Source organism: Streptomyces sp. NPDC058697 (assembly GCF_042715345.1).
Lineage (GTDB): Bacteria > Actinomycetota > Actinomycetes > Streptomycetales > Streptomycetaceae > Streptomyces > Streptomyces liliifuscus.
Map to the genome: position 1 here is coordinate 217,071 of NZ_JBHXSU010000008.1, position 25,469 is coordinate 242,539.

At 72.6% G+C, this 25,469-nt stretch carries 19 protein-coding genes and 1 pseudogene; 11 read left to right on the plus strand and 9 right to left on the minus strand.

The window, feature by feature from the left end:
* Positions 1-35: 35 nt before the first annotated feature.
* The gene (mug, locus tag ACFWXQ_RS21440) at positions 36-533 is read left to right on the plus strand and encodes a G/U mismatch-specific DNA glycosylase (protein ID WP_383939031.1); all 498 of its coding nucleotides are present in this window, start codon (positions 36-38) and stop codon (positions 531-533) included.
* Between the two features lie 58 nt (positions 534-591).
* Here the strand turns inward: mug and ACFWXQ_RS21445 are convergent, their stop codons facing one another.
* The gene (locus ACFWXQ_RS21445) at positions 592-1,038 is read right to left on the minus strand and encodes a hypothetical protein (protein WP_383939028.1); all 447 of its coding nucleotides are present in this window, start codon (positions 1,036-1,038) and stop codon (positions 592-594) included.
* 298 nt (positions 1,039-1,336) lie between these two features.
* Here ACFWXQ_RS21445 and ACFWXQ_RS21450 point away from each other — a divergent pair, with 298 nt between their 5' ends.
* A complete protein-coding gene (locus ACFWXQ_RS21450) occupies positions 1,337-2,494 on the plus strand; it encodes an ROK family transcriptional regulator (protein WP_055610842.1) in 1,158 nt (385 codons plus the stop codon).
* A 76-nt stretch (positions 2,495-2,570) separates the two neighbouring features.
* On the opposite strand, the gene ACFWXQ_RS21455 is transcribed toward ACFWXQ_RS21450, so the two are convergent.
* Both ACFWXQ_RS21455 and ACFWXQ_RS21460 read right to left on the minus strand, forming a co-directional pair.
* Positions 2,571-3,332, minus strand: coding sequence for a GntR family transcriptional regulator (locus ACFWXQ_RS21455; RefSeq protein WP_383939118.1), 762 nt, complete (start codon positions 3,330-3,332; stop codon positions 2,571-2,573).
* Between the two features lie 244 nt (positions 3,333-3,576).
* Positions 3,577-4,461: an RNA polymerase sigma-70 factor gene (locus tag ACFWXQ_RS21460; RefSeq protein ID WP_383939024.1), complete on the minus strand. Its 885-nt coding sequence runs from the start codon at positions 4,459-4,461 to the stop codon at positions 3,577-3,579.
* 213 nt (positions 4,462-4,674) lie between these two features.
* Here ACFWXQ_RS21460 and ACFWXQ_RS21465 point away from each other — a divergent pair, with 213 nt between their 5' ends.
* Positions 4,675-5,505: an alpha/beta fold hydrolase gene (locus ACFWXQ_RS21465; protein WP_383939022.1), complete on the plus strand. Its 831-nt coding sequence runs from the start codon at positions 4,675-4,677 to the stop codon at positions 5,503-5,505.
* Positions 5,506-5,601: 96 nt separating this feature from the next.
* On the opposite strand, the pseudogene ACFWXQ_RS21470 reads toward ACFWXQ_RS21465, so the two are convergent.
* A pseudogene (locus ACFWXQ_RS21470) lies at positions 5,602-6,447 on the minus strand (EamA family transporter); the annotation flags it as partial.
* Here ACFWXQ_RS21470 and ACFWXQ_RS21475 point away from each other — a divergent pair.
* The 5 genes from ACFWXQ_RS21475 to ACFWXQ_RS21495 all read left to right on the plus strand — a co-directional run bounded on the left by ACFWXQ_RS21475 (position 6,438) and on the right by ACFWXQ_RS21495 (position 15,460).
* Complete coding sequence (locus tag ACFWXQ_RS21475; RefSeq protein ID WP_383939019.1) at positions 6,438-7,883, plus strand: PLP-dependent aminotransferase family protein; 1,446 nt, start codon at positions 6,438-6,440, stop codon at positions 7,881-7,883. The pseudogene ACFWXQ_RS21470 and the gene ACFWXQ_RS21475 overlap by 10 nt on opposite strands.
* 175 nt (positions 7,884-8,058) lie before the next feature.
* The gene (locus ACFWXQ_RS21480; protein ID WP_383939016.1) at positions 8,059-9,639 is read left to right on the plus strand and encodes an alkaline phosphatase D family protein; all 1,581 of its coding nucleotides are present in this window, start codon (positions 8,059-8,061) and stop codon (positions 9,637-9,639) included.
* 188 nt (positions 9,640-9,827) lie between these two features.
* Positions 9,828-11,231: an SWIM zinc finger family protein gene (locus ACFWXQ_RS21485; protein ID WP_383939013.1), complete on the plus strand. Its 1,404-nt coding sequence runs from the start codon at positions 9,828-9,830 to the stop codon at positions 11,229-11,231.
* Positions 11,228-13,888: a DUF6493 family protein gene (locus ACFWXQ_RS21490; protein ID WP_383939010.1), complete on the plus strand. Its 2,661-nt coding sequence runs from the start codon at positions 11,228-11,230 to the stop codon at positions 13,886-13,888. Before ACFWXQ_RS21485 ends, ACFWXQ_RS21490 begins: the two co-directional genes overlap by 4 nt.
* A gap of 129 nt (positions 13,889-14,017) precedes the next feature.
* Positions 14,018-15,460: a GNAT family N-acetyltransferase gene (locus ACFWXQ_RS21495; protein WP_383939007.1), complete on the plus strand. Its 1,443-nt coding sequence runs from the start codon at positions 14,018-14,020 to the stop codon at positions 15,458-15,460.
* Positions 15,461-15,565: 105 nt separating this feature from the next.
* Here the strand turns inward: ACFWXQ_RS21495 and ACFWXQ_RS21500 are convergent, their stop codons facing one another.
* Positions 15,566-16,891, minus strand: coding sequence for a trans-sulfuration enzyme family protein (locus ACFWXQ_RS21500; RefSeq protein WP_383955348.1), 1,326 nt, complete (start codon positions 16,889-16,891; stop codon positions 15,566-15,568).
* A 60-nt stretch (positions 16,892-16,951) separates the two neighbouring features.
* Between ACFWXQ_RS21500 and ACFWXQ_RS21505 the strand changes: the two genes are divergently transcribed.
* Positions 16,952-17,458 (plus strand): Lrp/AsnC family transcriptional regulator, encoded by a 507-nt coding sequence (locus ACFWXQ_RS21505; RefSeq protein ID WP_383955351.1) that lies wholly within the window; start codon positions 16,952-16,954, stop codon positions 17,456-17,458.
* Positions 17,459-17,520: 62 nt separating this feature from the next.
* Entirely contained in the window at positions 17,521-19,212 is a 1,692-nt protein-coding gene (locus ACFWXQ_RS21510; RefSeq protein WP_383955354.1) for a DUF885 domain-containing protein, read from the plus strand.
* A 148-nt stretch (positions 19,213-19,360) separates the two neighbouring features.
* Here ACFWXQ_RS21510 and ACFWXQ_RS21515 read toward each other — a convergent pair whose 3' ends face one another.
* From ACFWXQ_RS21515 to ACFWXQ_RS21525, 3 genes are all read right to left on the minus strand, one after another.
* Positions 19,361-20,209, minus strand: coding sequence for an SDR family oxidoreductase (locus ACFWXQ_RS21515; protein ID WP_383955357.1), 849 nt, complete (start codon positions 20,207-20,209; stop codon positions 19,361-19,363).
* A 398-nt stretch (positions 20,210-20,607) separates the two neighbouring features.
* Positions 20,608-21,123, minus strand: coding sequence for an immunity 21 family protein (locus ACFWXQ_RS21520; RefSeq protein ID WP_383955360.1), 516 nt, complete (start codon positions 21,121-21,123; stop codon positions 20,608-20,610).
* A 110-nt stretch (positions 21,124-21,233) separates the two neighbouring features.
* Complete coding sequence (locus tag ACFWXQ_RS21525) at positions 21,234-21,764, minus strand: rhodanese-like domain-containing protein (RefSeq protein WP_383955363.1); 531 nt, start codon at positions 21,762-21,764, stop codon at positions 21,234-21,236.
* A gap of 180 nt (positions 21,765-21,944) precedes the next feature.
* Between ACFWXQ_RS21525 and ACFWXQ_RS21530 the strand changes: the two genes are divergently transcribed.
* Positions 21,945-22,391: an Lrp/AsnC family transcriptional regulator gene (locus ACFWXQ_RS21530; RefSeq protein WP_361054702.1), complete on the plus strand. Its 447-nt coding sequence runs from the start codon at positions 21,945-21,947 to the stop codon at positions 22,389-22,391.
* 63 nt (positions 22,392-22,454) lie between these two features.
* Here the strand turns inward: ACFWXQ_RS21530 and ACFWXQ_RS21535 are convergent, their stop codons facing one another.
* Positions 22,455-25,448 carry an AAA family ATPase gene (locus tag ACFWXQ_RS21535; RefSeq protein ID WP_386268868.1) on the minus strand — a complete coding sequence of 998 codons (2,994 nt, stop codon included), beginning with the start codon at positions 25,446-25,448 and terminating at the stop codon, positions 22,455-22,457.
* Positions 25,449-25,469 lie beyond the last annotated feature (21 nt).

Here is a 25,469-nt window from a genome sequence, read left to right on the forward strand (position 1 = left end):
CCCCCGCCGAACTGGAGGCCGCCCGCGACCGGCTCGTGCCGGATGTCGCCGCGGACGGTCTCCAGGTGCTGTTCTGCGGTATCAACCCCGGACTCATGACGGCCGCGTCGGGCCACCATTTCGCGCGCCCCGGCAACCGCTTCTGGCCGGTCCTGCACCTGTCCGGCTTCACGCCCCGGCTGCTGAAGCCTTCTGAGCAGGGCGAGTTGCTCTCGTACGGGCTCGGCATCACCAATGTGGTGGCGCGGGCGTCCGCCCGGGCGGACGAACTGAGCGCGGACGAGTACCGGGAGGGCGGTCGGCTGCTCGCCGCCAAGGTGGAGCGGCTGCGGCCGCGGTGGCTCGCCGTGGTGGGTGTGACCGCGTACCGGGCGGCCTTCGACGACCGCAAGGCCGCGATCGGGCCGCAGGAGCGGACGTTCGGCTCGACTCGTGTGTGGGTGCTGCCCAACCCCAGCGGCCTGAACGCGCACTGGACGGCGGCGACGATGGCGGAGGAGTTCGGCCGGTTGCGGGCGGCCGCGCAGGTGTGACGGGGCACGGTAGGGCCGACTCCGAGACGCGTCACGGCAGGGCCGACTCCAAGACCCGTCACGGCGGTGCCAACTCCGTGACCAGTGCGAAGAGTTGAACCTCCAGCCCCTCCTTCAGCTCCGAGACCCCCACGGCCACCCAGCGTCCGGTGCCGTCGGCCTCCCACAGGTCCACGTATCTCACGTAGGCGCTGAGGTAGGCCCACGGCTTCGGTATCTGCTCGTCCGGGTCCTCGGAGCGCAGGAAGACACCGTCGAGGCTCGTGGGATACGCCTCTCCCCAACGCTCGTTCAGCCTCTGTGAGACGCCGTCTCTGTAGGCGGTGAACTGGTCCGCGATCTCCGTCCGCTCCGACTGGTCACCCGTCCCGAAGCCGTGCGTCGTCTCCAGCACCACCAGGTGGTAGCCGGGTCCCCCCGCGCCGACGTCCGACCAGCCGTGCGCCGCGGGGAAGTCGCGGACGCACAGCTCGTCGATCGTGGCGAGGTGTCGCTCAGTGGTCATGAAGTCCAGTAAAGCGGTCACCACTGACATTTGGCGGCCCGTCAGGTGACAACGGGCGCCGAACCCGGGCGGGCGGCTGTCGGCGCCGGGACGATGAAGTCCCACGTCAGTGCCGTACCGGCGAGGGCGGGGGCGCGGGACCGGGCCCAGGCAGTGATCTCGGTGTACGGGTCGGGGTTCGTGGCGTCCGGCCGATCCGGGCCCCGCGGCCCGGAGAGGGTCCCCGGCACTCGCCGGAGGCCGCCGCGCCGAGTACGATCCGCCCAACCGACACGCGCACTAGCTGGGAGGACGGACGTTGGGGCGGTTGACCGGCGGGGATCCCTCTCTGCTTCGGAGGATCAACTCCGCGGTGGTGCTGCACGCCCTGCGCGCCACGGAGTTCGCGACGCTCACCGAGATCACCCGGGTGACCGGGCTGTCCCGGCCCACGGTCGAGGGCGTCGTCGAGGGGCTCATCGAGGGCGGGCTCGTCGTCGAGACGGCGGCCGAGGAGGGCGCTGCCCGGCGCCAGGGCCGTCCCGCGCGCCGGTTCCGCTTCCGGGCAGAGGCGGGCCATCTGCTGGGCCTGGAGATCGGCCCGCACCGCGTCGCCGCGCTCCTCTCCGACCTGGACGGCCGGATTCTCGGCTCGCTCGCCAAGGACGTGTGCGAGACCGCGTCGGCGGACGAACGGCTCGAAAGGCTGCGTACGGCCGTCGCGGAACTGCTGCGCCGCGCGGGGGTCGCGCGGGGGTCCCTGCGTGCCGTGGGCGTGGCCTCGCCCGGGATAGTGGAGGCCGACGGCACCGTACGCCTCGGTACGGCGCTGCCGGAGTGGACGGGGCTTCCGCTGGGCGAGCGGCTGCGCCGTTCCTTCAAGTGTCCGGTGCTGGTCGAGAACGACGCCAACGCGGCGGCGGTCGCCGAGCACTGGAAGGGCGCGGCCACCGAGTCGGACGACATGGTGTTTGTGCTGGCCGGGCTGAGCCCGGGTGCCGGATCGCTGATCGGAGGGCGGCTGCACCGCGGCTTCGGGGGCGCGGCCGGCGAGATCGGCGCGCTCCACCTGCTGGGCCGCGAGGTCACTCCGGAGACGCTGCTGTCCACGACGGACGAGCCGCTCCATCCCCTCGACGAGCAGGCCGTCGCGGAAGTGTTCACCCACGCGCGTGAGGGCGACGAACGGGCCCTGGCGGCCGTCGACCGCTTCATCCAGCGTCTGGTCCACGACGTGGCCGCGCTCGTCCTGGCACTCGATCCCGAGCTCGTGGTGATCGGCGGCTGGGCGGCGGGCATCGACGGCGTACTGGAGCCGCTGCGCAAGGAGCTGGCCCGCTACTGTCTGCGGCCGCCCCGGGTGACGCTGTCGCTCCTGGGCGAGGCCGCGGTGGCGACGGGCGCGCTGCGGCTGGCGCTCGACCATGTGGAGGAGCAGCTCTTCGCGGTGGAGGGCACCGTGACGGCACGCCGCTGAACGACTCCCCCACGCGCAAAGCGGAACGCGTCGCGGCCCGGAGTCCCGGGGCGCGACGCGTACGGGTGGAGGACCGTCAGGAGGCCCGGCGCTCGGGGTCGTGGTGGATCTCCACGCCGCCGGAGTCGCCGAACGTCAGCCGGCAGGTGTCGGCACGGTACGTGGCGACGGAGACCGCCGCGGTGCCTCCCTCGGCGACGAAGCGGGTCGTGACGACGAGGACGGGCGCGCCGGGGAGCCGGTCGAGTTCCTTGGCGTCGTCCGCGCGGGCCGAGCCCAGCTCCACTGAGCGGTCCTGGCTCTCCAGACCGAGGCGCTGGAGCTCTCGCAGCACGGCACGCGCGCGTGCGGCTCCCGAGGGCGCGTCGATGCCGGAGAGGTCGGGCACGGACGAGGCCGGGATGTAGAGCAGTTCGGCGGCGACGGGCTGACCGTGTGTCATCCGGGAACGGCGCACGATGTGCACCTGCTCGTCGGGTTCGGTCTCCAGGGCCCGGGCCACCGCCGAGGGCGGGACCGCCAGCGTGCAGTCCGAGAGCTGCCAGGCGTCGCCGACCGCGCCCGGCCATGTGTGCTGCTCGGATCCGACGGCCACGCCCATGCGTGGCGGTGCCACGGTCGTGCCGACGCCGCGGCGGCGCTGGAGCCGGCCTTCCAGTTCGAGCTGCTCCAGGGCCTGGCGGAGCGTGGCCCTGGCGACGCCGAACCGGGCTGCGAGATCACGCTCGTTGGGCAGGATCTCGCCCACCGAGAACTCGGAGTCCAGTGCTTCGCTGAGCACGGTCTTGAGATGCCAGTACTTGGGCTCCGGCACCGTATCCAACTGCGTGGTCCCCACCGTGTCCTCCGCAATCGCCGTGTCCCGGCGGCTTTTAACGCCCTTGTTTATTAAAGGTTCCTGCACTATCCATGCGACCATATGGCGGCCCCAAACCCTTGGTCAAGACCAATCCTCGATCCGTTACAGCTCGCACAGTTGTGTTTACACAGAGCGTTCATGCGGCGTTCGCGATGCGCCGTATTCGTGACACAAAGGCAAAGCCCCCGCCTGGTGGGCGGGGGCTCGGGCCGGGCGGAGCGTGTCAGTCGACGGCGAGCGACAGCAGCTTCTCAGGGTTGCGGATGATGTAGACGCACTGGATCCGGCCGTTCACGACGTCCAGTTGGAGGACGCTGTCGGGCTTGCCGCCGGACAGGGTCAGGAGGGCAGGTCCGCCGTTGACCTCCAGGAAGCGGAACGATGCGTCCGCAACGCCCTTGCGTGAGATTCCGGCGATGAAACGGCCCACCTTGTCGGCCGACTCCAGGACCCGCAGCGGCGCCTGAGCCAGGCCGCCGCTGTCGCCCACCAGGCGTACGTCGGGGGCGAGCAGAGACATCAACCCGTCGAAATCGCCCTCTGTCGCGGCGGCGAGAAACCGTTCGGTGAGATCGCGCTGTTCAGCGGGGTCGACCTCGTAGCGCGGTCGCTTCTCCTCGACGTGCCGACGGGCCCGCCCGGCGAGCTGCCGCACCGCGGACTCGCTGCGGTCGAGCGTGACCGCGATGTCCGCGTACGGATAGCCGAAGGCCTCCCGGAGCACGAACACCGCGCGTTCCAGCGGCGACAGGGACTCCAGGACGACGAGAACGGCCAGGGAGACGGAGTCGGCGAGCACCGCCCGCTCCGCCGTGTCGGGGACCGTGGCCCCGAAGTCGGTGACGTACGGCTCGGGCAACCAGGGCCCTACGTAGGCCTCCTTGCGGGTCTGGGCGAGCCTCAGCCGGTCGATGGCGAGTCGTGTCGTGACGCGCACCAGGTATGCGCGCGGTTCGCGCACGTCGGAGCGGTCGCCGCCGGACCAGCGCAGCCACGCCTCCTGGACCACGTCCTCGGCGTCGGCCACCCGGCCGAGCATGCGGTAGGCGACGCCCGTCAGGACGGGCCGGTGTTCTTCGAAGACCTCGGTCACGGTGTCGGTAGCCACGGCACCATCCCAACCCGACGTGTCGGGTCGTGTCCAGGCAAAAACGCTTGGTCGCGCACACCGCGGCCTGCGCACGGGACCGATCGGGAGGTGCGCGGACGGCGTTGAGGGCCGGACGCCCGGGAGGTTGACCGCATCCGAGGGCTACCCGCGGGTAGCAATTGCTGACAAGCTGTCTAGGAGTCAGCCGGTCATCAGACGAGGAGCAGCTCCATGTCCGCCACGGTCTCCTTCAGCGTCCCCTCTCCGCATGGCCCGCGGACCGTGACCCTCGCGTACGCGCGCGTGGGCAGCGGCGAACCGCTCCTGCTGCTGCACGGGATAGGCCACCACCGGCAGGCCTGGGACCCGGTCGTCGACATCCTGGCGGCCGAACGCGACGTGATCGCGGTGGACCTGCCCGGCTTCGGCGAGTCGCCCGCGCTGCCGGACGGACTCGCCCACGACCTGCCGACGATGAACGCCGCGCTCAGCGGGCTGTGCGAGGCGCTGGACCTCGACCGCCCGCATGTGGCGGGCAACTCCCTGGGCGGGCTGCTCGCCCTGGAGCTCGGCCGCGAGAAGCTCGTACGGTCCGTCACGGCGCTGTCGCCCGCCGGGTTCTGGTCCCCCGTCGAGCGGCGGTACGCGTTCGGTCTGCTGCAGGCGATGCGGGCGGCCGCGCGGAGCATGCCGCTGCCGATGGTCGAGCGTCTGTCCCGGTCCGCGGCCGGGCGCACGGTGCTGACGAGCAGCATCTACGCGCGCCCGGGCCGCCGTTCACCCGAGGCGGTCGTCGCCGAGACCCTCGCGCTGGCCAATGCCGAGGGATTCACCGAGACGCTCAGGGCCGGTGGCTCGGTGCAGTTCGCCGACGACGTCCCCGGACTTCCCGTCACCGTCGCGTGGGGCACCCGGGACCGGATTCTGGTGCGCCGCCAGGGGATCCGGGCCAAGCAGATCATTCCCCGGGCCCGGCTGGTGCGGCTGCCCGGCTGTGGGCACGTCCCGATGAACGACGATCCGGCGCTGGTCGCCCGGGTCGTCCTGGACGGCAGCCGCTGACCTGCCTCGCGTCCACCGGCTCAACGCGCCTGATCCCAGGGCGACTCCGGCACCGACCAGCGCGCTGCCGACGGCCTGGGGCGGCCCGTAGGAGCCCGTTCCGACGAGCGGGGCCGTGCAGGCCGCCGCGACGGGGATGAGCCCGGAGAAGAGCGTGGCGCGCTCCGCGCCGATGCGCTGCATGCCCATGTACCAGCAGACGAAGCCGACGACCGTGACGATCGCCGCCTGCCACAGCAGGGCGACGGTCTCGGTGGTGTCGGGTGTCCGCAGCCAGGCGCGGCCGTCGACGATCACTCCGGCCACCGCCGATTCCACGGCCGCGACTGCGCACACGGTGGCGGACAGCAGCCGCGGCCCGAGCGGCCGCAGCACGGGCACGGCGAGTACCGCGAAACCGACCTCTCCGACGAGCGCGCACAAGGAGAAGGCGATTCCGGCTCCGTCGGCGCGTCCCCATCCCTGGACGGCGAAGGCACCGCAGGCCACGAGCAACGCCCCGTAAAGGACGATCCGTTGGGGCCGACGGCCCTCCAGGAGGGGTACGAGAACGGCCACGACGACCGGGGCGCAGCCTACGAAGACACCCGGTACCGCGGGTTCCGCGGTGCGTTCGGCCGCGATCACGGCGAGGTTGAAACCGACCATGCCGACGGCCGCGAGCAGCGCGAGCCGTGTCCACTGGGCCGGCGTCAGGGTGCGCAGGGGTGCCGCGCCGCCCCGCCCGACCAGGGGCAGGAGCAGCAGACAGGCAAGGCCGTAGCGGAGGAACTGGCCGCCCGCGTACGGGTAGTGGCCCAGGACACTGTTGGCGGTGAAGGAGCCTCCGACGAGGACGCAGGCGAGGGCGGCGAGCAAGGCCCCGCGGGTGGTGGTGGCGTTCATGCTCGTGACGCTATGAAGGGCGGCGGTCCGGTTTAAGGTCCACTTCCATGACGTCATCGGGGACCAGTCCGGACGCGCCCGGAGCGGCGGGGTGGGCCGCCGCGTGGGAGCTGCTCCTGCCCGCCGCTTCGGCACCGGCACGCGCGCGTGGCCGTTCACTGCAGGCCGCGCTGCGCGAAGCGGTGCGTTCGGGGCGGCTGACACCCGGCACCCGGCTGCCGTCCAGCCGTGAACTCGCGGCCGATCTCGGGGTGTCCAGGGGCCTGGTCACCGAGGCGTACGAGCAGCTGACCGCGGAGGGCTATCTGCGCAGCGACCAGGGCGCCGGAACGTGGGTCGGCGGGGCCGTCCGGGCAGCCCTCCCCCGCGCGCGGGACCTCGCGCCCCGCTCCCCCGGTGCCCGCGCCGACTTCCTGCCCGGCACGCCCGACCTGTCGCTCTTCCCGCGCGCCGCCTGGTCGGCCGCGCAGCGCGGGGTGCTCGCCGAACTGCCGCACCACACGCTGGGATACCCGGACCCGCGCGGGCTGCCACGGCTGCGTACGGCTCTCGCGGAACTGCTGGCCCGGCGCCGGGGTGTGGTCGCGGATCCGGAGCGGGTGACGGTCGTCTCCGGTGTCGCCCAGGCCATGACACTGCTCGGATTCGTGCTCCACGCGCGCGGGGTACGCACCGTCGGGGTGGAGGATCCCGCGAGCCCGGAGCACGCCACTCTGTACGCGTCGGCGGGCATCGGCACCGTACCGCTGCCCCTGGACGACGAAGGGCTGGCCGTCGGACCGCTCCGGGCTTCGGGCGTACGGGCCGTGGTGACCACGCCGGCGCACCAGTTCCCGTCGGGGATCGCCTATTCCGCGCGGCGTCGCGCCGAACTCCTCGACTGGGCACGCGATGTGGACGGGCTCGTGGTGGAGGACGACTACGACGGGGACTTCCGGTACGACCGGGCACCGGTGGGCGCCCTTCAGGGACTCGATCCGGAGCACGTCGCGTACACGGGGTCGGTCAGCAAGTCCCTGGCGCCGGGGCTGCGGCTCGGCTGGCTGCTGGTGCCGGCGGCACTGGCCGAGGAGGTCGTCGAGCGCAAGCGCACGATGGACCTCGGCAATCCCGTCGTCGACCAGGCCCTGCTCGCCCGCTTCGTGGAGCGGGGCGACTACGACCGCCAGCTACGCCGCTGCCAGCGCGCGTACAAGGAGCGCCGCGACACGCTCGTCGCTGCCCTGGAGGAACACTTTCCCGGCGCGGAGGTCTCCGGCATCGCCGCCGGCCTCCATGTCATCGCCACCCTGCCCGACCGCTACGGGCCGCAGGACCGCTTCCTGGAATCCATGACCACGGCCGATGTCGCCGTCCGCCCCCTCACCGACTACACGTGGGCTCCGAAGGAGGACGACGTGGTACGCCTGGTACTCGGATACGCCCACGTCTCTCCGACACGCATCCGAGAGGGCGTACGCCTGATGGCGGAGGCGGCAGGCCCCGCCCTGTGAGGGGCGCGGGGAACTGCGCGACAAGCCACAGGCAACCCGCACGTCACCCACCGACGTCGACCACCCTGTCCCAACCCGGCGGAGCACTTTGTTCACTTGTGGTTTGTGTGCGCGCTGCGGCGCGCCAGTAAGTGTGGCCCTGCACACTGGTCGAACCCGTCCCAGGAGGCGTCCCATGTCACACCGTCCGCCGAACCCGTTCCCCGGCCGCCGCAGCGTCCTGCGCGGCTCGCTCGCCGCGTCGGCGGCGCTCGCCCTGCCCTCTTCCGTGGGCATCGCCCCCGCGTTCGCCCTGTCGGGCCGGCCGAAGGCGCAGTGGGGTGTGCAGGCGGGAGACGTGACGACGAACTCCGGCCTCGTATGGGTGCGTTCGGACCGCCCCGCGCGCATGATCGTGGAGACCTCCGCGACCGAGTCGTTCCGCAGGCCGAAACGGTGGCACGGCCCGCTCCTGGGCGCCGACACGGACTTCACGGGTACGGTCCCGCTGCGCGGTCTGCCGGCGGGCGAGCAGATCCACTACCGGGTGACACTGGCCGACCCGGACGACTACCGCCGCACCGGTGAGCCCGTACCGGGCACCTTCCGGACCGCCCCCGCCAAGCGGCGCCAGGGCGTCCGGTTCCTCTGGTCGGGCGACATCGTGGGCCAGGGCTGGGGCATCAACCCGGACATCGGCGGCCTCTACGCGTACGAGGAGATGCGCCGCCTGAACCCGGACTTCTTCCTGTGCAGCGGCGACACGATCTACGCGGACGGTCCCCTGTCGGCGTCCGTGGCGCTCCCGGACGGCCGTGTCTGGCGGAACGTCACCACCGAGGAGAAGTCCAAGGTCGCGGAGACCCTCGCCGAGTACCGGGGCAACTTCCGCTACTCGCTGCTCGACGAGAACGTACGCCGGTTCAACGCCGAGGTACCGACGATCATCCAGTGGGACGACCACGAGGTCACCAACAACTGGTACCCCGGGGAGATCCTCGCCGACGCCCGCTACACGGTGAAGGACGTCAACACGCTGGCCACGCGCGCCCGCAAGGCGTTCAGCGAGTACTTCCCGATCTCCACGCTGCCCTCCACGGGCGAGGACGGCCGGGTGCACCGGGTCGTGCACCACGGTCCGCTGCTGGACGTGTTCGTGCTCGACATGCGTACGTTCCGCAACGCCAACTCTCCGGACCGCCAGCCCGACGACACCATCGGCATCCTGGGCGCGGAGCAGCTGGTCTGGCTGAAGCGCGAGCTGGCACGGTCGCGCGCCGTGTGGAAGGTGATCGCCTCTGACATGCCGCTCGGTCTGGTCGTGCCGGACGGCGCGACGGACATCGAGGCCGTCGCGCAGGGCGACCCGGGCGCTCCGCTCGGCCGCGAGCTCCAGATCGCGGAGCTGCTGCGGTTCGTCAAGCACCGCAGGATCACCGGCACGGTGTGGCTGACGGCGGACGTGCACTACACCTCGGCGCAGCACTACGAGCCGTCGCGCGCGGCCTTCAAGGACTTCGCGCCGTTCTGGGAGTTCGTCTCCGGCCCGCTGGCGGCCGGCGGCTTCCCGGCGAACGCGCTGGACGGCACCTTCGGTCCCGACCGGGTCTTCATCAAGGCGCCGACGACGGCGAACGTCTCGCCGATGGAGTCCCCGCAGTACTTCGGCGAGGTCGACATCGACGGTGACAGCGGTGAACTGACGGTCCGTCTGCGGGCGACGGGAGGTTCGGTGCTGTTCACGAAGGTGCTGCAGCCGGGGCGTGTGGGCCAGTAGTCCGCGTGTTGGTCCGGGTGCGCGCGGGACCGGCGAGATCGCCCCTGTGCCGGTCGGCAGGTCCCGTACCCTCGAACCTCGTGCCGCGTACCGGAGTCATCCCCCGGTGCGCGGCACGGTAGTTGCACCAATTCTTGAGTCTTCGCAGGTCAGAGCCGATTGTCAGTGGTCGCCTCTACGGTTTTTCCATGACGCGATCTTTGCAGGCCGTGGCCTACACCCGACCCTCCGCGCTGGAGTCCGCACCGGACGGACGGCGCCTGGGACTTGAGACCTCGCGGGGTGCGACGCCCCGCGGTGCCGTGGACCATCCGCGCTTCTTCGCGGGCTTCCTGACATCGCCTCAGGTGGCCTCGGCGGGTCTGCTCGCGGTGGCCGACGTGGCGGGCGCGCGGTACTACCAGCGGCAGCTGCTCGCTTCACTGGACCCGGTGGTCACGGGCAACGGCGACCGGCTCCGCTTCGAGTCCTTCTCCGGGTGCGGTGGGGTGTACGCGCGTCTGGACGTGCTGGACACGGGCCTGGACGGCGGGGAGGTGGGCCACGGCACGACGAACGTCGACGTCAACAACCCGCTGCGGGAGGCCCTGTCGAGGATCGGCTCGGACGATCCGCTGCATCTGCGCGTCGGCCCGGACGAGATGGCCGTGACCACGCTCGACGGGCCTGTCGTGGAGAAGAAGGTGCCGCTGCCGGACCGGTGGCTGCGCGGATTCGCCGAGGCCCAGGTGATAGCGGCCGGCTTCGACCTGCGGGCCGAACTGCCCGCGGCGGAGGCGGTGCGGTTCCTGCGGTCCCTGCCCCGTTCCACCGCTCGTGGGGCCTCCCGGAGTGCTGGGTGGGTCGTGCCGGCCGGGCGGGGTCTGCGGCCCACGACCAGGCCGGTGCCCGGAGCCGTGTGCCTGCCTGGTCCGGAGCGGCTGACCGCCCTCCAAAGGGTGCTCCGCCATGCGACGGCGCTGCGGGTGTACGGTCCTTCGCTCGCCGGGGACACCGCGGCGGCCAGTGCCTGGGAGGTCGTGCTGCCCGGGATGCGGCTCACGCTGACGCTGTCCCCGGAGGCTTCGCGGGGATTCTCCGGTGAGGGCGGCGTCCTGGACGCGCTGGCCACCGACGAGGCCGCCGAGGACGCGGAGCTGATCTCGGTGCTCCTCGCCTGGGAGCCCCGGATCGACATCGGGGACCTGTCCAGCGCATCGGGCCTGCCGGCCGAGCGTGTGCGGGCCGCCCTGGTCCGTCTGGGCACCTCGGGGCGCGTGGGGTACGACACGGCGGAAGCGGCCTACTTCCACCGCGAACTGCCCTACGACGCCGAGCGCGTGGAGCGGCACAACCCGCGCCTGCGGGCCGCCCGGGCCCTCGTCGCGGAGGGCGCGGTGGTCCTGGACGGCGCACTCGGCACGGTGACCGCGCAGGACGGGCACGCGCACCGGGTGCGCGACGACGCGGGAGTGCTGAGCTGCAGTTGCCTGTGGTGGGCGAAGTACCGGGGAGGGCGCGGACCGTGCAAGCACGCACTGGCCGTGCGGATGGCCCGCCGGGGAGCGGTGGCCGGACAGACAGAGGTTCTGATCGACGGGGGTGCGCGATGAGCGGTGCGGTATCGGCGAACGAAGCGTTGCTTGGGGCTGTGCGGGCGGGGCGGATGGGCGAGGCCGCGGGCCTGCTGGACGGAATGACGGATGCCGAACGACGGGCCTGTCTGCCCGCGTTGAAGGACCTCCGCAAGGAGTTGCGGGCCGCGCCCTGGGACGCCGCGTCGCGGAAGGCGTATCCCGCGCTGCACGCGGCCGGGGCCGCCTGCCACACCGGAGCGGCCGGGACGGCGACCTGGCTCACCGCCGCCGACCTGCGCTGGTCCCAGGCCTCGCCCGGAGTGCTGCTCCATGTGCTGGGCGACCGGGAGCGCGACTGGCTGGGCGACGTCGTGCACCGGCTCGCGGAGCGCCCGCCGCTCGCCCAGGTTCCGTACGAGCTGATGTCGGGCCTTGTGCGGCTGGCCGGCTGCCCGGTGCCGACGACCGAGACCTATGTGGTGGGCTGGATCGAGCAGGTCGGCAGCCTGTGGCAGCGCGGTGACACGATCCTTCAGCGGCTTCGCCAGGACCCGTACACGGCGGAGCTGGTCGCCGCCGTCTTCGGGATCGCGGACATCGGGAGCCGCCTGGACTGGCTGTTCGGTGACGGCCCGGACAGCTGGTTCAGCGCGATCGCACAGCTCACCCGGGAAAGTGCCCTCGACCGGAAGGACACGGTCGACGCCTGTGTGGCCCGCCTGCTGCGGGGCGGTGTGCCGTCCGACTGCCGGGTGTTCCTGCGGCTGCTGACGGCCCTTGAGCTGACCCGGGACGAGGAGCGGGAGCGGACCGCCGACTGGCTGGCGCTCGCCTCCGACGCGGTGTCCACGGTGGCGTCCCACGCCCAGTCGGTGCTCGGCTCCCTGGCGCTGGACGGCGAGTTGACGCCCCGGCAGCTCGCGGAGATGTCCGGCGGGGTGCTCTTCCGCCCGGAGAAGAAGCTGGTCCGGGCCCAGCTCGTCCTCCTCGGGAAGGCGCTCCGACGCGACCCGTCGAGCGCGGCCGAGCTGCTCCCCGCAGTGGCCCAGGCCTTCGGGCACGAGGACACGGACGTGCAGGAGCGCGCGCTGAAGCTGGTCGAACGTCACCTCGACGCGGCGGCACCGAAGGTGCGGTGTGAAGTGGCGGACGCGGCTGAGGAGTTGAGCCCAGGGCTGCGCTTGCGCGCCACGGAAACACTGGGCCTGAAGGGGGCCGACCGGGTGCAGGAGCCCTACGTGGAGTTGCTCCCGCCCGCGCCGGAGCCGGTTCGCGTCCCGCCCGCGCCGGACTCGGCGGTCGAGCTGGCGGAGGAGGTCGGCGCCCTGTTGGCGTCCGATGATGACATGGCGGCGTTCGAGCGCACCCTGGACGGCCTGGTGCGGCACGGGTACCGGGACCGGGAGGGGCTGGCCGAAGCGCTGAAGCCCGTGGTCGCCCGGAGCTGGTGGGCCGACGCCGACCCGCAGTACACCTCGGTGGACAAGTACTTCCGCGCGGACCCGCACGGCCTGGACGTCGTGCTCGCGGCGCTGCTGGGCCAGGTGAGTACGGCCACGCTGCACGAGGCTGTCCAGCACGGGCCCACTAGGGCCCCCTGCATGCACAACGCACTGGCCGCCGCCTGCAACGCCCGTCTGTGGGAGGCGGCCCACCGGCTGCGCACCGACCCACTGCCGTTCCTGCTGGCCACGCCCACCTGGGGGTCGGGGCTTCTGGAGCCGGACGAGTTGGTGGCCCGCCTCGACGAGTACCGCCGGCTGGGTGCCCGGCCCGGGGAGGCCGACTTCGCGCAGGCGCTGCTCCGGGTGCGCCGCGACGACCGCGTGGTGACCGCTGCCGCCGCCGAACAGGCAGCAACGCTCGGCACGGCGGAGGGTGCCCGACTGGCCCGGTGGCTCACGGCCGACGGCCCGTCCCTGCCCGGGAGCAGCCGACGGACCTCGGGGGTCCGCATCCTGGTCGAACTCGGTGAACTGGGCGGATTGCAGGGAGAGTTCCCACAGGCGTTCCGATGGCTCGGCCGGCCCATGGGTGTCCGCGAGACACGTACGTACTGCGCCCACTACTGGGACCCCAGCGAGCGGCACCACTGGCTGGCCGTGGTCCCCGGGCAGCGGGAGCTGGTGGCCGCGCGACTGCTGCACGAGCTCTCCACGGTCGCGGTGGAAGGATCCCGTGGCGATGCCTCCGTCCTGCCGCTGCTCGCCGAGGCGCCGGGCGAGGCGGGCGAGGCCGTGCATCTCGGTGTGGCGTACGGGCTCGGCGCGCGTCACCCGGAGGACCGGCTCAGCGCGGTGGACGCCCTGCTGGTGCTGGCCGCCCAAGGGCAGTTGGACGCCGGGAGACTCGGCGCGGATCTGGGGCAGCTGATGCACCGCGGGGCGGTGAAGCCGCTGCGGCTCGCCGAGTCCGTACGGACCGCGGCGACGACCGGCGCGTACGCCACCGTCTGGGAGATACTCCGCGCCGCGCTGCCCGTGCTGCTCGCGGATCTCGCGACGGACGGCGCCGCCGCGTCCGCCCGCGGGTTCGGGGAGCTGCTGGCCGTCGCCGCCGAGTGCGCCGAACGGACGGGAGCGCGCGGCGACATGGCCCATCTCGCGCAGGCGGCGGACCGCCGCGGTTCGTCCCGGCTCGTCAGCCAGGCCCGCCGGCTGCGTGCCACGCTGGATCACGGGGTGGCCGCCTGAGCTGTCGGCTCACGTCAGGGGGTCGTAAAAAATGCAACAAAGAGGGCAGAATCACACTTAACCGATGAGTCACAAAGCGTTCGTGATCACGCAACACCCATCCTTCACAGTGACTGTATGACTCAAGACATGTCTCAAGTGACGCGTGCGAAAAATGGCCGGCCGGTCCACCACTGGCGCCGGGATCTCGTCGAACTGGCCGCGCTGTTCACGGCGGTGGCGGTGGCGGACGCCGTGGCGAACCTCATCGGGCACGGCCCCGACGGTCCCACCCTCCTCCTGATCTCGGCGGTCGTGCTGGTCGCCACGGCGGGATTCCACACATGGTGGTCACGACGCCACGGCCATGCCCCTCCGACAGGCGATACCGGCTCCCGGCCGACCGCCGCCGTGCGGGAGGCCGGGGCGTCCGAGGCGGACGCGACCGGACCCGAGGCCCAGGCCGTAGCCGGGGAGACCGTGCTGTGGCGGATGCGGACAACCGTTCGCGACGAGCCGGGATCGCTGGCGTCGCTGTGCGCGGCGCTGGCGGGACAGCGGGTCGACATCCTCAGCCTCCAGACGCATCCGCTGACCGAGGGCACGGTGGACGAGTTCCTGCTGCGTGTTCCCGCGCGGGTCTCGGCCGCCGACGTCACCCGGGCGGTGTCGCACGCGGGCGGCTCCGGCACCTGGATCGAGCGGGCCGACGCCCACGACCTGGTGGACGCGCCCACCCGGGTACTGGGCCTGGCCACCCGCACGGCCCTGGACGCGGCCGAACTACCATTGGCGCTGCGGCAGTTGCTGGGACGGTGCACGATCCGGTCGCTGCCCGCCGGGTCGGTGCGCGGTGATCGCGTGGACGAAGCGGCGCCCGTCGAGGGGGCACTTGAGGACACCGTGATGCGGCTGCGTGCCCCGGAAGGCGGAGTGATCACTGTGGAGCGGCCGTATCTGCCGTTCACGCCCACCGAGTTCGCGCGGGCCCGGGCGCTGGTCGAGCTGGACGCCCGGCTCGGTCCGCGCGTCCCGCGCAGCCAGGACGTCCTGACTCTGCCGCAGGGCAACGACATCACCGTGCGCCGCGCCGACGCCGGTGACGTCGACGCCGCGAAGGCCATGCACGAGCGGTGCTCGCCGCGCACGCTGGGCATGCGCTATCACGGTCCGGTCGGGGACGCCGACAAGTACCTCAACCACCTGCTCAGCCCTCGTTTCGGGCGCACCCTCGCCGTGCAGACCGCGTCGGGGCGCATCGTCGGGCTCGGGCATCTCCTCTGGGACGGCGACGAGACGGAGATCGCGCTGCTCGTGGAGGACGACTGGCAGCGGCGCGGTATCGGCAGCGAACTGCTCGGCCGGCTGGTGGCGATGGCCGTCGAGGCCGGCTGCGAGAGCGTGTACGCCGTCACGCAGTCGTCCAACACCGGCATGGTCGCCGCGATGCGCGGCCTGGACCTGCCCCTCGACTACCAGATCGAGGAAGGCACGCTCGTCATCACGGCCCGCCTCGACGCGGCGCCGGTGACTTCGCGGCTGTCGTACGACGAGGTCCAGCAGCACCAGCCGGAACACTCCGTGCGGGACTGACTCCGTGCGGGACCGACGAAGAGGCGAGCGATCTCCTGGTCGGTCCCGCGACGGTGGCAGGCCCGGCGAACCTCGCCGGGCCTGCCACCGTTCCCGCCTGGACCCTCACCCGCGGCCCAACGCGCCATCCAGATCGCGCCAAAGATCCTCCACGTCCTCCAGCCCCACCGACAGCCGCAGCAGTCGGTCGCTCACCCCGCTGTGGCGCCGGTCCTCCGCGTCCACGATGCGGTGGCTGATCGAGGCCGGGTGCTGGATCAGCGTGTCGACACTGCCGAGGCTCACCGCCGGGGTGATGAGGCGGACGGCGGCTATCACCTCGTGCGGATCGCCGTGGATCTCGAAGGCGATCATGGCGCCGCCGAGCCGCGGATAGTGGACCCGGGCGACACGAGGGTCGGCGGCAAGGCGCCCGGCCAGTTCGGCGGCGTTCGAGGAGGCGGCACGTACACGTACGGGCAGGGTCGACAGTCCGCGCAGCAGCAGATAGCCGGCGAGCGGATGCAGCACACCCCCCGTGGCGAACCGGACCTGCCGCAGCCGCCCGGCGAACTCCTCGTCGCAGGCCACCACCCCCGCCATCACGTCACCGTGTCCGCCCAGGTACTTGGTGGCGCTGTGCAGCACGAGCCGGGCGCCCTGTTCGGCGGGGCGTTGCAGCACCGGAGTGGCGAAGGTGTTGTCGGCGAGCAGCGGAACGCTTCCGCAGGCGTGGGCGATCGCCCGCAGATCGAGTTCGGCGAGTGTCGGGTTGGCGGGCGACTCGACCAGGACGAGACCGGTGTCCGGCCGCAGGGCATCCGCGATGCCCGCCGGGTCGACCCACGTCACCTCGGACCCGAGCAGCCCGGCCGTCAGCAGGTGGTCGCTGCATCCGTACAGGGGGCGTACGGCCACGACATGGCGCAGGCCCATGGCGTTCCGTACGAGCAGCACGGCACTCAGCGCGGCCATGCCGCTCGCGAACGCGACGGCGCTCTCGGTGCCCTCCAGCCGGGCGAGGGCGGTCTCGAAGCGGGCGACGGTCGGGTTGCCGAGGCGCCCGTAGACCGGCGGGCCATCCGGCTCGGCCCCGTCCGTGGCGAACGCGTCGATCCGGGCCGCCTCGCCCCGGCTGTCGTACGACGGATAGGTCGTGGACAGGTCGATCGGTACGGCGTGCAGCCCCTGCCGGGCGAGATCGTCCCGCCCGGCGTGCACGGCCTCGGTGGCCAGCGCGCGCAAGCCCCCGGTAGCCGGGTTCCGCAAGCCTGCGGAGGCCGAGCCCCGCACGCCGTCGGTGGCCGGGCCCCGCACGCCGCTCTCCTTCACCCCGAGCGCCCCCTCCCGGGCCGCCGTCCCCTTCCTGGCCGTCGCCTCCCCGGCCGTCGCCCGGCCCGCTCCCTCTACGTCGTCACACGTGTCGCGTACATCAACGCTGCCGAAGTCCATGGACAGCAGTCTGAACACCGAACGGGTGATGGACGCGGAGTCCCGTGTTACGTTCGGGCCATGGCCGAATCCGTCGTACTGGACCCGGTGGATCTCCATCTTCTGCGGTTGCTGCAGAACGACGCCCGGGCCACCTACCGCGACCTCGCCGCGCAGGTGGGTGTCGCGGCCTCGACCTGCCTGGACCGCGTGACCCGTCTGCGCCGGGCCGGCATCATCCTGGGCCATCAGCTGCGGCTCGATCCGGCCAAGCTGGGGCGCGGCCTGGAGGCGTTGCTGTCCGTGCAGGTCAGGCCGCACCGGCGGGAGTTGGTGGGCCCGTTCGTGGAGCGGATCAGGGCGCTGCCCGAGTCCCGGACCGTGTTCCACCTCACCGGGCCGGACGACTATCTCGTCCATGTGGCCGTCGCGGACATGACGGATCTGCAGCGGCTGGTCCTCGACGGCTTCACGGCACACCGTGAGGTGGCCCGCGTCGAGACCCGGCTGATCTTCCAGCAGTGGGACTGCGGGCCCCTGCTGCCGCCCGAGCCTGCGGGAATCACGCCCACGGCGAAATCGGGCTGACGCGGCACCGGGCCCGGAAAACCGGGCTGACGCACCGGCCGTCCTCGTATGAGGATGGCGGCATGTCACAGACGAAGAACCCGCTGCCCCGCGAGGTCGCCGACTCCTACGTCGACGAGCTCATCGCCCTCGACCCGGTCACCGGTACGTATCTCGGCGTGAAGAAGAGTTCGGGCTCGTTGCCCGACACCTCGCCCGCCGGCCAGGAGGCGCTCGCGGCGCTCGCGCGGGCCACACTGGCGCGGCTCGACGAGGCGGAGCGGCAGCCCGGCGCGGACAGTGACATCGAGCGCCGGTGCGCACGCCTGCTCCGCGAGCGGCTCACCGCCGAACTCGGCGTGCACGAGGCCGAGGAGGGCCTGCGGGCCGTCGGCAATATGAGCACGGCCGCGCACGCGGTGCGCGAGGTGTTCACGGTGACGCCCACGGACACGGACGAGGACTGGGCGGCGATCGCCGAGCGGCTGCGCGCCGTACCGACGGCCCTCGACGGCTACCGCGAGTCCCTCTCCCTGGGCCTGGAGCGCAAGCTGTACGCGGGCCCGCGCCCCACGGCGACGTTCATCGAGCAGCTCACCGAATGGTCGGACACCGACGGTTCGGGCCGCGGCTGGTTCGAGGACTTCGCCTCGGCCGGCCCCGAGACCCTGCGCGCGGAACTCGACGAGGCCGCCGGAGCGGCGACCGCCGCCATCGTCGCGTTGCGCGACTGGATGCGCGACGTCTACGCGCCCGCGATCGAGGGCGCGCCGAACACCGTGGGCCGCGAGCGGTACGCGCGCTGGTCGCGCTACTTCAACGGCACGGATCTCGACCTGGACGAGGCGTACGCGTACGGCTGGGCCGAGTACCACCGGCTCCTCGCCGAGATGAAGAAGGAGGCCGAGAAGGTCCTGCCCGGCGCCGCCACCCCGTGGGTCGCGCTCGCGCACCTGGACGAGCACGGCAGGCACATCGAGGGTGTCGACGAGGTCCGCGAGTGGCTGCAGAGTCTGATGGACCAGGCGATCGAGGAGCTGGACGGCACGCACTTCGAACTCGCCGAGCGGGTACGGAAGGTGGAGTCCCGCATCGCCCCGCCGGGCAGCGCCGCGGCCCCCTACTACACGGCACCGTCGGAGGACTTCTCACGCCCCGGCCGTACGTGGCTGCCGACGATGGGGCAGACCCGGTTCCCGGTGTACGACCTGGTCTCGACCTGGTACCACGAGGGTGTCCCCGGCCATCACCTCCAGCTGGCGCAGTGGGCGCACGTCGCCGAGAACCTCTCCCGCTACCAGGCGACCATCGGCGGCGTCAGCGCCAACTGCGAGGGCTGGGCGCTGTACGCGGAGCGGCTGATGGACGAACTCGGCTACCTCAAGGACGCGGAGGAGCGGCTCGGCTACCTGGACGCCCAGATGATGCGCGCGGCCCGCGTCATCGTCGACATCGGCATGCACCTGGAGCTGGAGATCCCGGCGGAATCGCCCTTCCACCCGGGCGAGCGCTGGACTCCCGAGCTGGCGCAGGAGTTCTTCGGCGCGCACAGCAGCCGCCCGGCGGACTTCGTGGAGAGCGAGCTGACCCGCTACCTCTCCATCCCCGGCCAGGCCATCGGCTACAAGCTCGGCGAGCGCGCCTGGCTGCTGGGCCGTGAGAACGCGCGGAAGCGCCACGGCGAGGCGTTCGACGCGAAGGCCTGGCACATGGCGGCCCTGTCCCAGGGTTCGCTGGGCCTGGACGACCTGGTGGACGAGCTGTCCCGGCTCTGACGGGTACGGCGACCGCGACGGGGAGCGCCTTGCAGCGCAGTTGAGTGCGCTGCAAGGCGCCCGGTCGCCAAACCGGACGTCACGCACCGGACGCCACGCACCGGGCGTCACGGACCGCATGTCGACTGACCGCGGCTCCACGCACGTCTCAGCGCCGGAACCCGCCCTCCGAGTCGATCACCTGCCCGGTGACCCACTCGGCCTCGTCCGTCGCGAGCCAGGCGATGAGCCGCGCGGGATCGTCCGGCATCCCCCAGCGCCCGGCAGGAAACATCGCGGCGACGGCGGCGTACTCACCGCCCGTCATGTAATCCGTGTCTACGGGTCCGGGGTTCACGGTGTTCACGGTCACCGCGTGCTCGGCGAGCGTGGCCGCCAGCGAGCGGGTTACCGAGGCGAGGGCGCCCTTCTGAAGGGCGTAGGCGATCTCGTCCGGCATGCCGCCCGCGATGTCCTGGCCCGACGTCATCATCACCACGCGCCCACCCGCCGTACGCGGTGGCAGAGCGGCGCGCAGCCGGGCGTAGGCCTGGACGAGGAGGATCACGGAACGCGTGTCGACGGCCCAGTGCGCGTCGAGCATCGCGGCGTCGATCGTGTCGAGCGGGCCGTCCGAGCCGCTCAGCGCGTGGTTGGCGACGAGGATGTCGATCCGTCCGCCGAGCGCGTCGGCGGCCGTGGCGATCAGTCCGGCCGGGGCCGCCGGGTCGGAGAGGTCGCCCGGCCCGCCGACGACCCGCGCCCCGGGGTCGGCGAGCGCCTCGCGGATCCCGGCGACCACGTCCTCGGGGCGGTCCGCACCCCAGGGCATGTCGGCGTCGTGCGGCACGTGGTGATGCGCGTACACACTCGCTCCGTACGCGGCCAGCCGTCGGGCCACGGCATAGCCGATCCCTCCGCGTCGGCTGGCGCCGGTGACCAGGGCGGTACGGCCACGCAGCGGGAGGGGGTCGCGGCGCAGCTCTTCGGGTGTGGGGGAAGGGAGTTGGGGTGGCATGGCCGACCATGATGGGCGCCGCCGATGCGCGCCGCATGTCATTTTCCGTGGCGGGTGAGGCGGTCCGGTACGCGCGGACGTCGTGATTCGGCTGACGCGGGCTGGACGGCTGGGCCGGCGCGGGCCGGACGGTTCAGCTCGCGCGGGCCGGGCGGTTCACCTCGCGTGAGCGGCTTCGGGCGGGCCGCTGGGCACGGGGGCCGGGACATCATGCCTGCCCCTGGCCCGCCCCCCTCGGCCGGGGACATCACGCCCGCCCCTCGCCTGCCCCTCCCCCGCCCCTCGACCGGGGCAGGTCGCAGGCCCGCCCGTCCTCAATCACTGGGCGAAGCCATCCATCACTGGCAAGGCCCGGCGTCATGTGCTTGAGGCCAGGCGGCGCGGCCCGAGGCCGTCCGTCACTTCCCGAGCGGCCTCACTTGAATGAGCCCGATCCACGTCTCGGGTCCCGGCTCGGCCTGCGCCGCCCGTACCACGTACCGCCCCGGCGCAAGCTCGATCCGCAGATGCCCCGTCTTCGTCGACTCCTCGCCCGGCCATGCCGCGTCGAAAAGCACGACGGGCCCGGGGACCTCCCACCGCACCTCCCGCTGCCACGCCGCGCCCGCGAGGGCGGCCGGAACCCCGGCCAGCAGCTCGCGCTCGGACTCCCCCGCGCACCACCGTACGAAGGTGCCGTGCTCCGGCAGATACGCCGTCGCGGCGGGGTCGTCGCCGAGGACGAGGGCGGTGGCGTTGCCGACGGGCAGCAGGCCGACGAGGCCCTCCACCTCGCACGCCCTGTCGTAGTCGGAGGCGAGCTCGTCGCCGTCGGCCCCCGTCCAGAACGGCAGCACCACTTCCGGTATCGCTATGAGCGGTCCACCGCCCGACTCCACCCACTCGACCGAACTGGGACCCGCGTAACTCGCCATGCCCAGAAGTTACATGGCCCGACGACCCAGAATTGACGATTCCTTTGCACTCCGGGCGAGGTGATACACGACTGAGTCCGTACGTCGTCTCGACGGCGACGGTACGGCGGTCAGCAGCCGCAGTCCTCCGCGCCGACCGGGGCGGTCAACGGGTCGGCGGTGCGCCGCTCTTGGCCCTCCCAGGTCTCGAACTCGAAGCCCTCACGCGCCCAGTACTCGAAGCCGCCGAGCATCTCCTTGACCTGGAAGCCGAGTTCGGCGAGGGCGAGGGCGGCCCGGGTCGCGCCGTTGCAGCCCGGACCCCAGCAGTACGTGACCACCGGCACGGCCCTGTCCAGGAGTTGCTCCGCCTGCTCGGGGATGAGCGCGGTGGGCAGATGGATCGCGCCGGGCACGTGCCCCTGGTCCCAGGACTCCGTGGAACGGGAGTCGAGGACGACGAAACCGGGGTCGCCGTTCGCCGCCAGCGCGGCGGCGACGTCGGACACGTCGGCGTGGAAGGCGAGGCTCGCACCGAAGTAGGCGGCGGCCGCGGCGGGCGACGCCGGGGCGACTCGCAGAACCGGGTTCACAGCGCTGATGCCGCGGGTGCGGGTGCCGCCGGTGGTGGTGCTGGTCGCGGTGGTGTTGGTCGCGGTCATGGTCCGGCCTTCCCTCCCGGTCCCGCCGGCACCGTCGTACGACGGCCGGGTGCCGGCTTCTCGGCACCGTCTGCGCGGGACTCCATGACCAGAAATCTACGGCCGGTGATCCGCTTCCTGAAGGAGTGATCCATGGCCCTGCCCTTGATCCGCCGGGGATTCCCCTGCTATTCATCGACCATGACCGCGTATTCCCCGGACGCCACCGACTGGCGCATTCTCGAAGTCCTCCAGCGCGAGGGCCGGGCCAGTTTCGCCGAGCTGGCCCGTGCCGTCTCGATGTCCGCGAGCGCGGTCACCGAACGCGTGCGCCGCCTGGAGGAGGCAGGCGTCATCCAGGGCTACGCGGCGGTCGTGGACCCGGAGAGCCTGGGCCTGCCGATCCTGGCCTTCGTGCGGCTTCGCTATCCGAACGGCAACTACAAGCCGTTCCACGACCTCGTCGCCGCGACCCCCGAGATTCTGGAGGCGCACCACGTCACGGGCGACGACTGCTTCGTCATCAAGGTCGCGACGCGCTCGATGAGCCACCTGGAGGAGGTCTCGGGCAGGATCGGCACACTCGGCTCGGTGACGACGAGCGTCGTGTACTCGTCACCCCTGCCACGACGCCCCGTCGGCCGCTGAAAGCGACGACCACACGACCGGCGACCACACGACCGGCGGCCCCACAGCCGCGCGAACGAGCGGTCAGCCGCCCCCGCCCCCTTGCCGGACAACCGACCCCGACCGCCCCTTCACCACTTCGAGTTGCGCATGGATCCGCCGTCGCAGATCGGCGACATGGCTGACGATGCCGACGCTGCGGTCCCGCTCCCGCAGTGAGTCGAGGACGTCGAGGACCTCGTCGAGCGTCTGGTCGTCGAGGCTGCCGAAGCCCTCGTCGATGAAGAGCGTGTCGAGGCGTACGCCCCCGGCCTCGTCGGTGACCACGTCGGCGAGGCCCAGTGCGAGGGCGAGGGAGGCGAAGAACGTCTCACCGCCGGAGAGGGTCGCCGTGTCGCGCTCGCGGCCGGTCCAGGCGTCGACGACATGCAGGCCGAGGCCACTGCGGCCCCGCCCGGCCCGGTCGTCGGAGTGGACGAGGGTGTAGCGCCCCGAGGACATGCGCTGAAGGCGGGTGGTCGCGGCGGCCGCGACCTGCTCCAGACGGGCGGCGAGGACGTAGGACTCCAGGCGCATCTTGCGCTCGTTGTCCGCGGACGTGCCGGCCGCGAGCGTGGCGAGGCGGGCCACCCGGTCGTACTCCTCGCGCAGCGGCCCCAGTCGGCGCACGGAACCGCCGGCCCGGTGGGTCAGCCGGTCGAGTTCCGTGCAGCGGCGGCGGGCCGCGTCACGGGCGGAGCCCGCCTCGCGCACCCGTCGGCCGGCGGCAGACGCGGCCTGCTCGGCGGCCTGGAGGTCGGCGGGCGGCTGCCCGGCGGCGGCCGTCGTCTCGGCTTCGGCGAGCACCGCGCGGACCGCCGCCTCCTCCTGCTGCCAGGCGTCGAGCCGGTGCTGGAGGTCGCGATGGGCGGCGTCGTCGAGGAGGGCGTCCGCGGCGGCCGCCGGTGTGTCGAACCCGGCACGGAAGGCCGCGTCGGCGAGTCGTGCGTCGGCGTCCTTGAGCCGCTGGGCGGTGTCCGCCGCGACACGTGCGGCGTCTGCGGCCTCGGTGAGCAGCGCGGCCTGCCGCTCCAGCTGCGCGGCCCGCGCGGCGACGCTGCCCGCCGAACCCCGGGCCTGCGTCAACTCCCCCTCAAGGGAGGCTCGTTCGCGATCGAGGGCATCCCGCAGCGAGGCACGGGACGCGACCCGGCGAGCGGCCTCCTGCTGGGCGGCGAGCCGCCGTTCGCGCTCGCGCTCGGCCTTGTCCAGGGCTTCACGGGCCGCGTGCAGCCCGGAAGCCGCGCCGTGCGCCTCGGCGTGCCGCCGCTCCAACTCCTCGGCCAGTTCCGCGAGTTGCCCGGTGGGAAGGTCCCCCGCCTCGGCCGTCGCGGCGGCCAGCGCCTCGCGGACCACCCCGAGCCGCCGCTCCTCCTCGGTGCTCTGCTCATCGGCGCGCTGATACGCGGCGAGCGCCGCCTCCTCGGCCTGCTGGCCGACGTGTCCGTCGACCTTCCGGGCGGGTGCCGGGTGTTCGGTGGCACCGCAGACGGCGCACGCTTCACCGTCCACCAGCCCCGCCGCGAGTTCCGCGGCGATGCCCTTCAGACGCTGTTCCTTGAGGTCCAGCCAGTGGGATCGCGCTTCCGTGGCATGCCCACGGGCAGCGAGCACACGCCTCTGGGCCTCGTCCGTGTCCCCGGCGAGCTGGTCGCGCAGCCGGGCGGCCCCGAGCCGTGCCTGCGCGGGCTCGCGCCGACCGGCGAGCTGCTCGACGCGGGTGGCGGCCTCCTGGGCCGCCTCGATACGCGTCTGCAGGTCCGCCCGCGTCACGTCCCACTCGGCGAGCCAGGTCCCGGCGTCGTGCAGCACGTCCTCGTCGGCGCGCTCCTGCCGGTCCAACCCGTCGCGCTCGTCGGCGAGTTCGGCGATCCGGTGCTCGGCGCGGCGGGCCGACTCCAGCCCGCCCAGTTCCTCGGCGGCCTTCCGCGCGGCGGCCGCGAGGCCCGTCGCCCCCGCGTCGGCGAAGGTCTCCGACAGGAGGGCCCGCGCGCGTGCCTCGGTTCCGGCCGCCCGCCGGTGTTCGGCCTCCGTCGCGTCCCGCAGGCCGAGCGCGGGCGCCACCGCCTCGGCCTTGCGGGCACGCTCCATACGCGCCTGGGCCTCCCGGTGGGCCCCGGACCGCTCCTCCAGCCGGGCGGCCCGCTCCCGCGCCTCGGCGAACCGGCGCTGGAGCCGCGCCACTTCCCGTACGTCCTCCAGTACGTGATGCGCGGCGGCCTGGGCCGACTCGGCGGCCGCCTGCGCACAGTGGGCGATCGTGAACCTCTCGCGGGCCGTGCTCCTGGCGATCGCCGCCCATTCCAGTACGGACTCGGCGAGGCCGGGATCGCCCGGCGACAGGTCGGGCAGCGGCAGCTCCACGATGTCACCGGCCGCCTGCTGCATACGGTGGCCGTCGGCCAGCAACTCCGCGTCCCCCGCGCGCACTTGGGTCTCGGCGGCGCGTCGGAGCTCGGCCAGTCGCTGTTCGACGGCGGCGAAGCGGCGGGTGTCGAAGAGCCGGCCGAGGAGCTTGCCGCGGGCCTCGGCGTCGGCCCGCAGGAAGCGTGCGAAGTCGCCCTGGGGCAGCAGCACGACCTGGCAGAACTGCTCGCGGCTCATGCCGAGCAGCTGGGTGATCTCCTCGCCGATCTCCTGGTGGGAGCGGCTGAGGTCCTTCCAGGAGCCCGCCGGCGCGTCGTACTCACGCAGCCAGCTCTGTGCCTTCTCGGTCGTCGTGCCCGCGCCGCGCTTCTTGGGGCGCTCCCAGGGCGGCTGCCGGGTGAGCTCCAACCGGCGTCCGGCCACGGTGAGTTCGAGGGTCACCTCGGTGCGGGTGGCGGCCAGGGCGTGGTCGCTGCGCAGGGAACCGCCCTGGCGCGCGCCCGGTACGGATCCGTACAGCGCGAAGCAGACGGCGTCCAGGACGGACGTCTTGCCCGCGCCTGTCGGACCGTGCAGCAGGAAGAGCCCGGCGGCCGAGAGGTCGTCGAAGTCGACCTCCTGGGCGCCGCCGAACGGCCCGAAGGCGGTGATGTGCAGCCGGTGCAGCCTCATCGGGCCCCCGCCCCCTCGCTG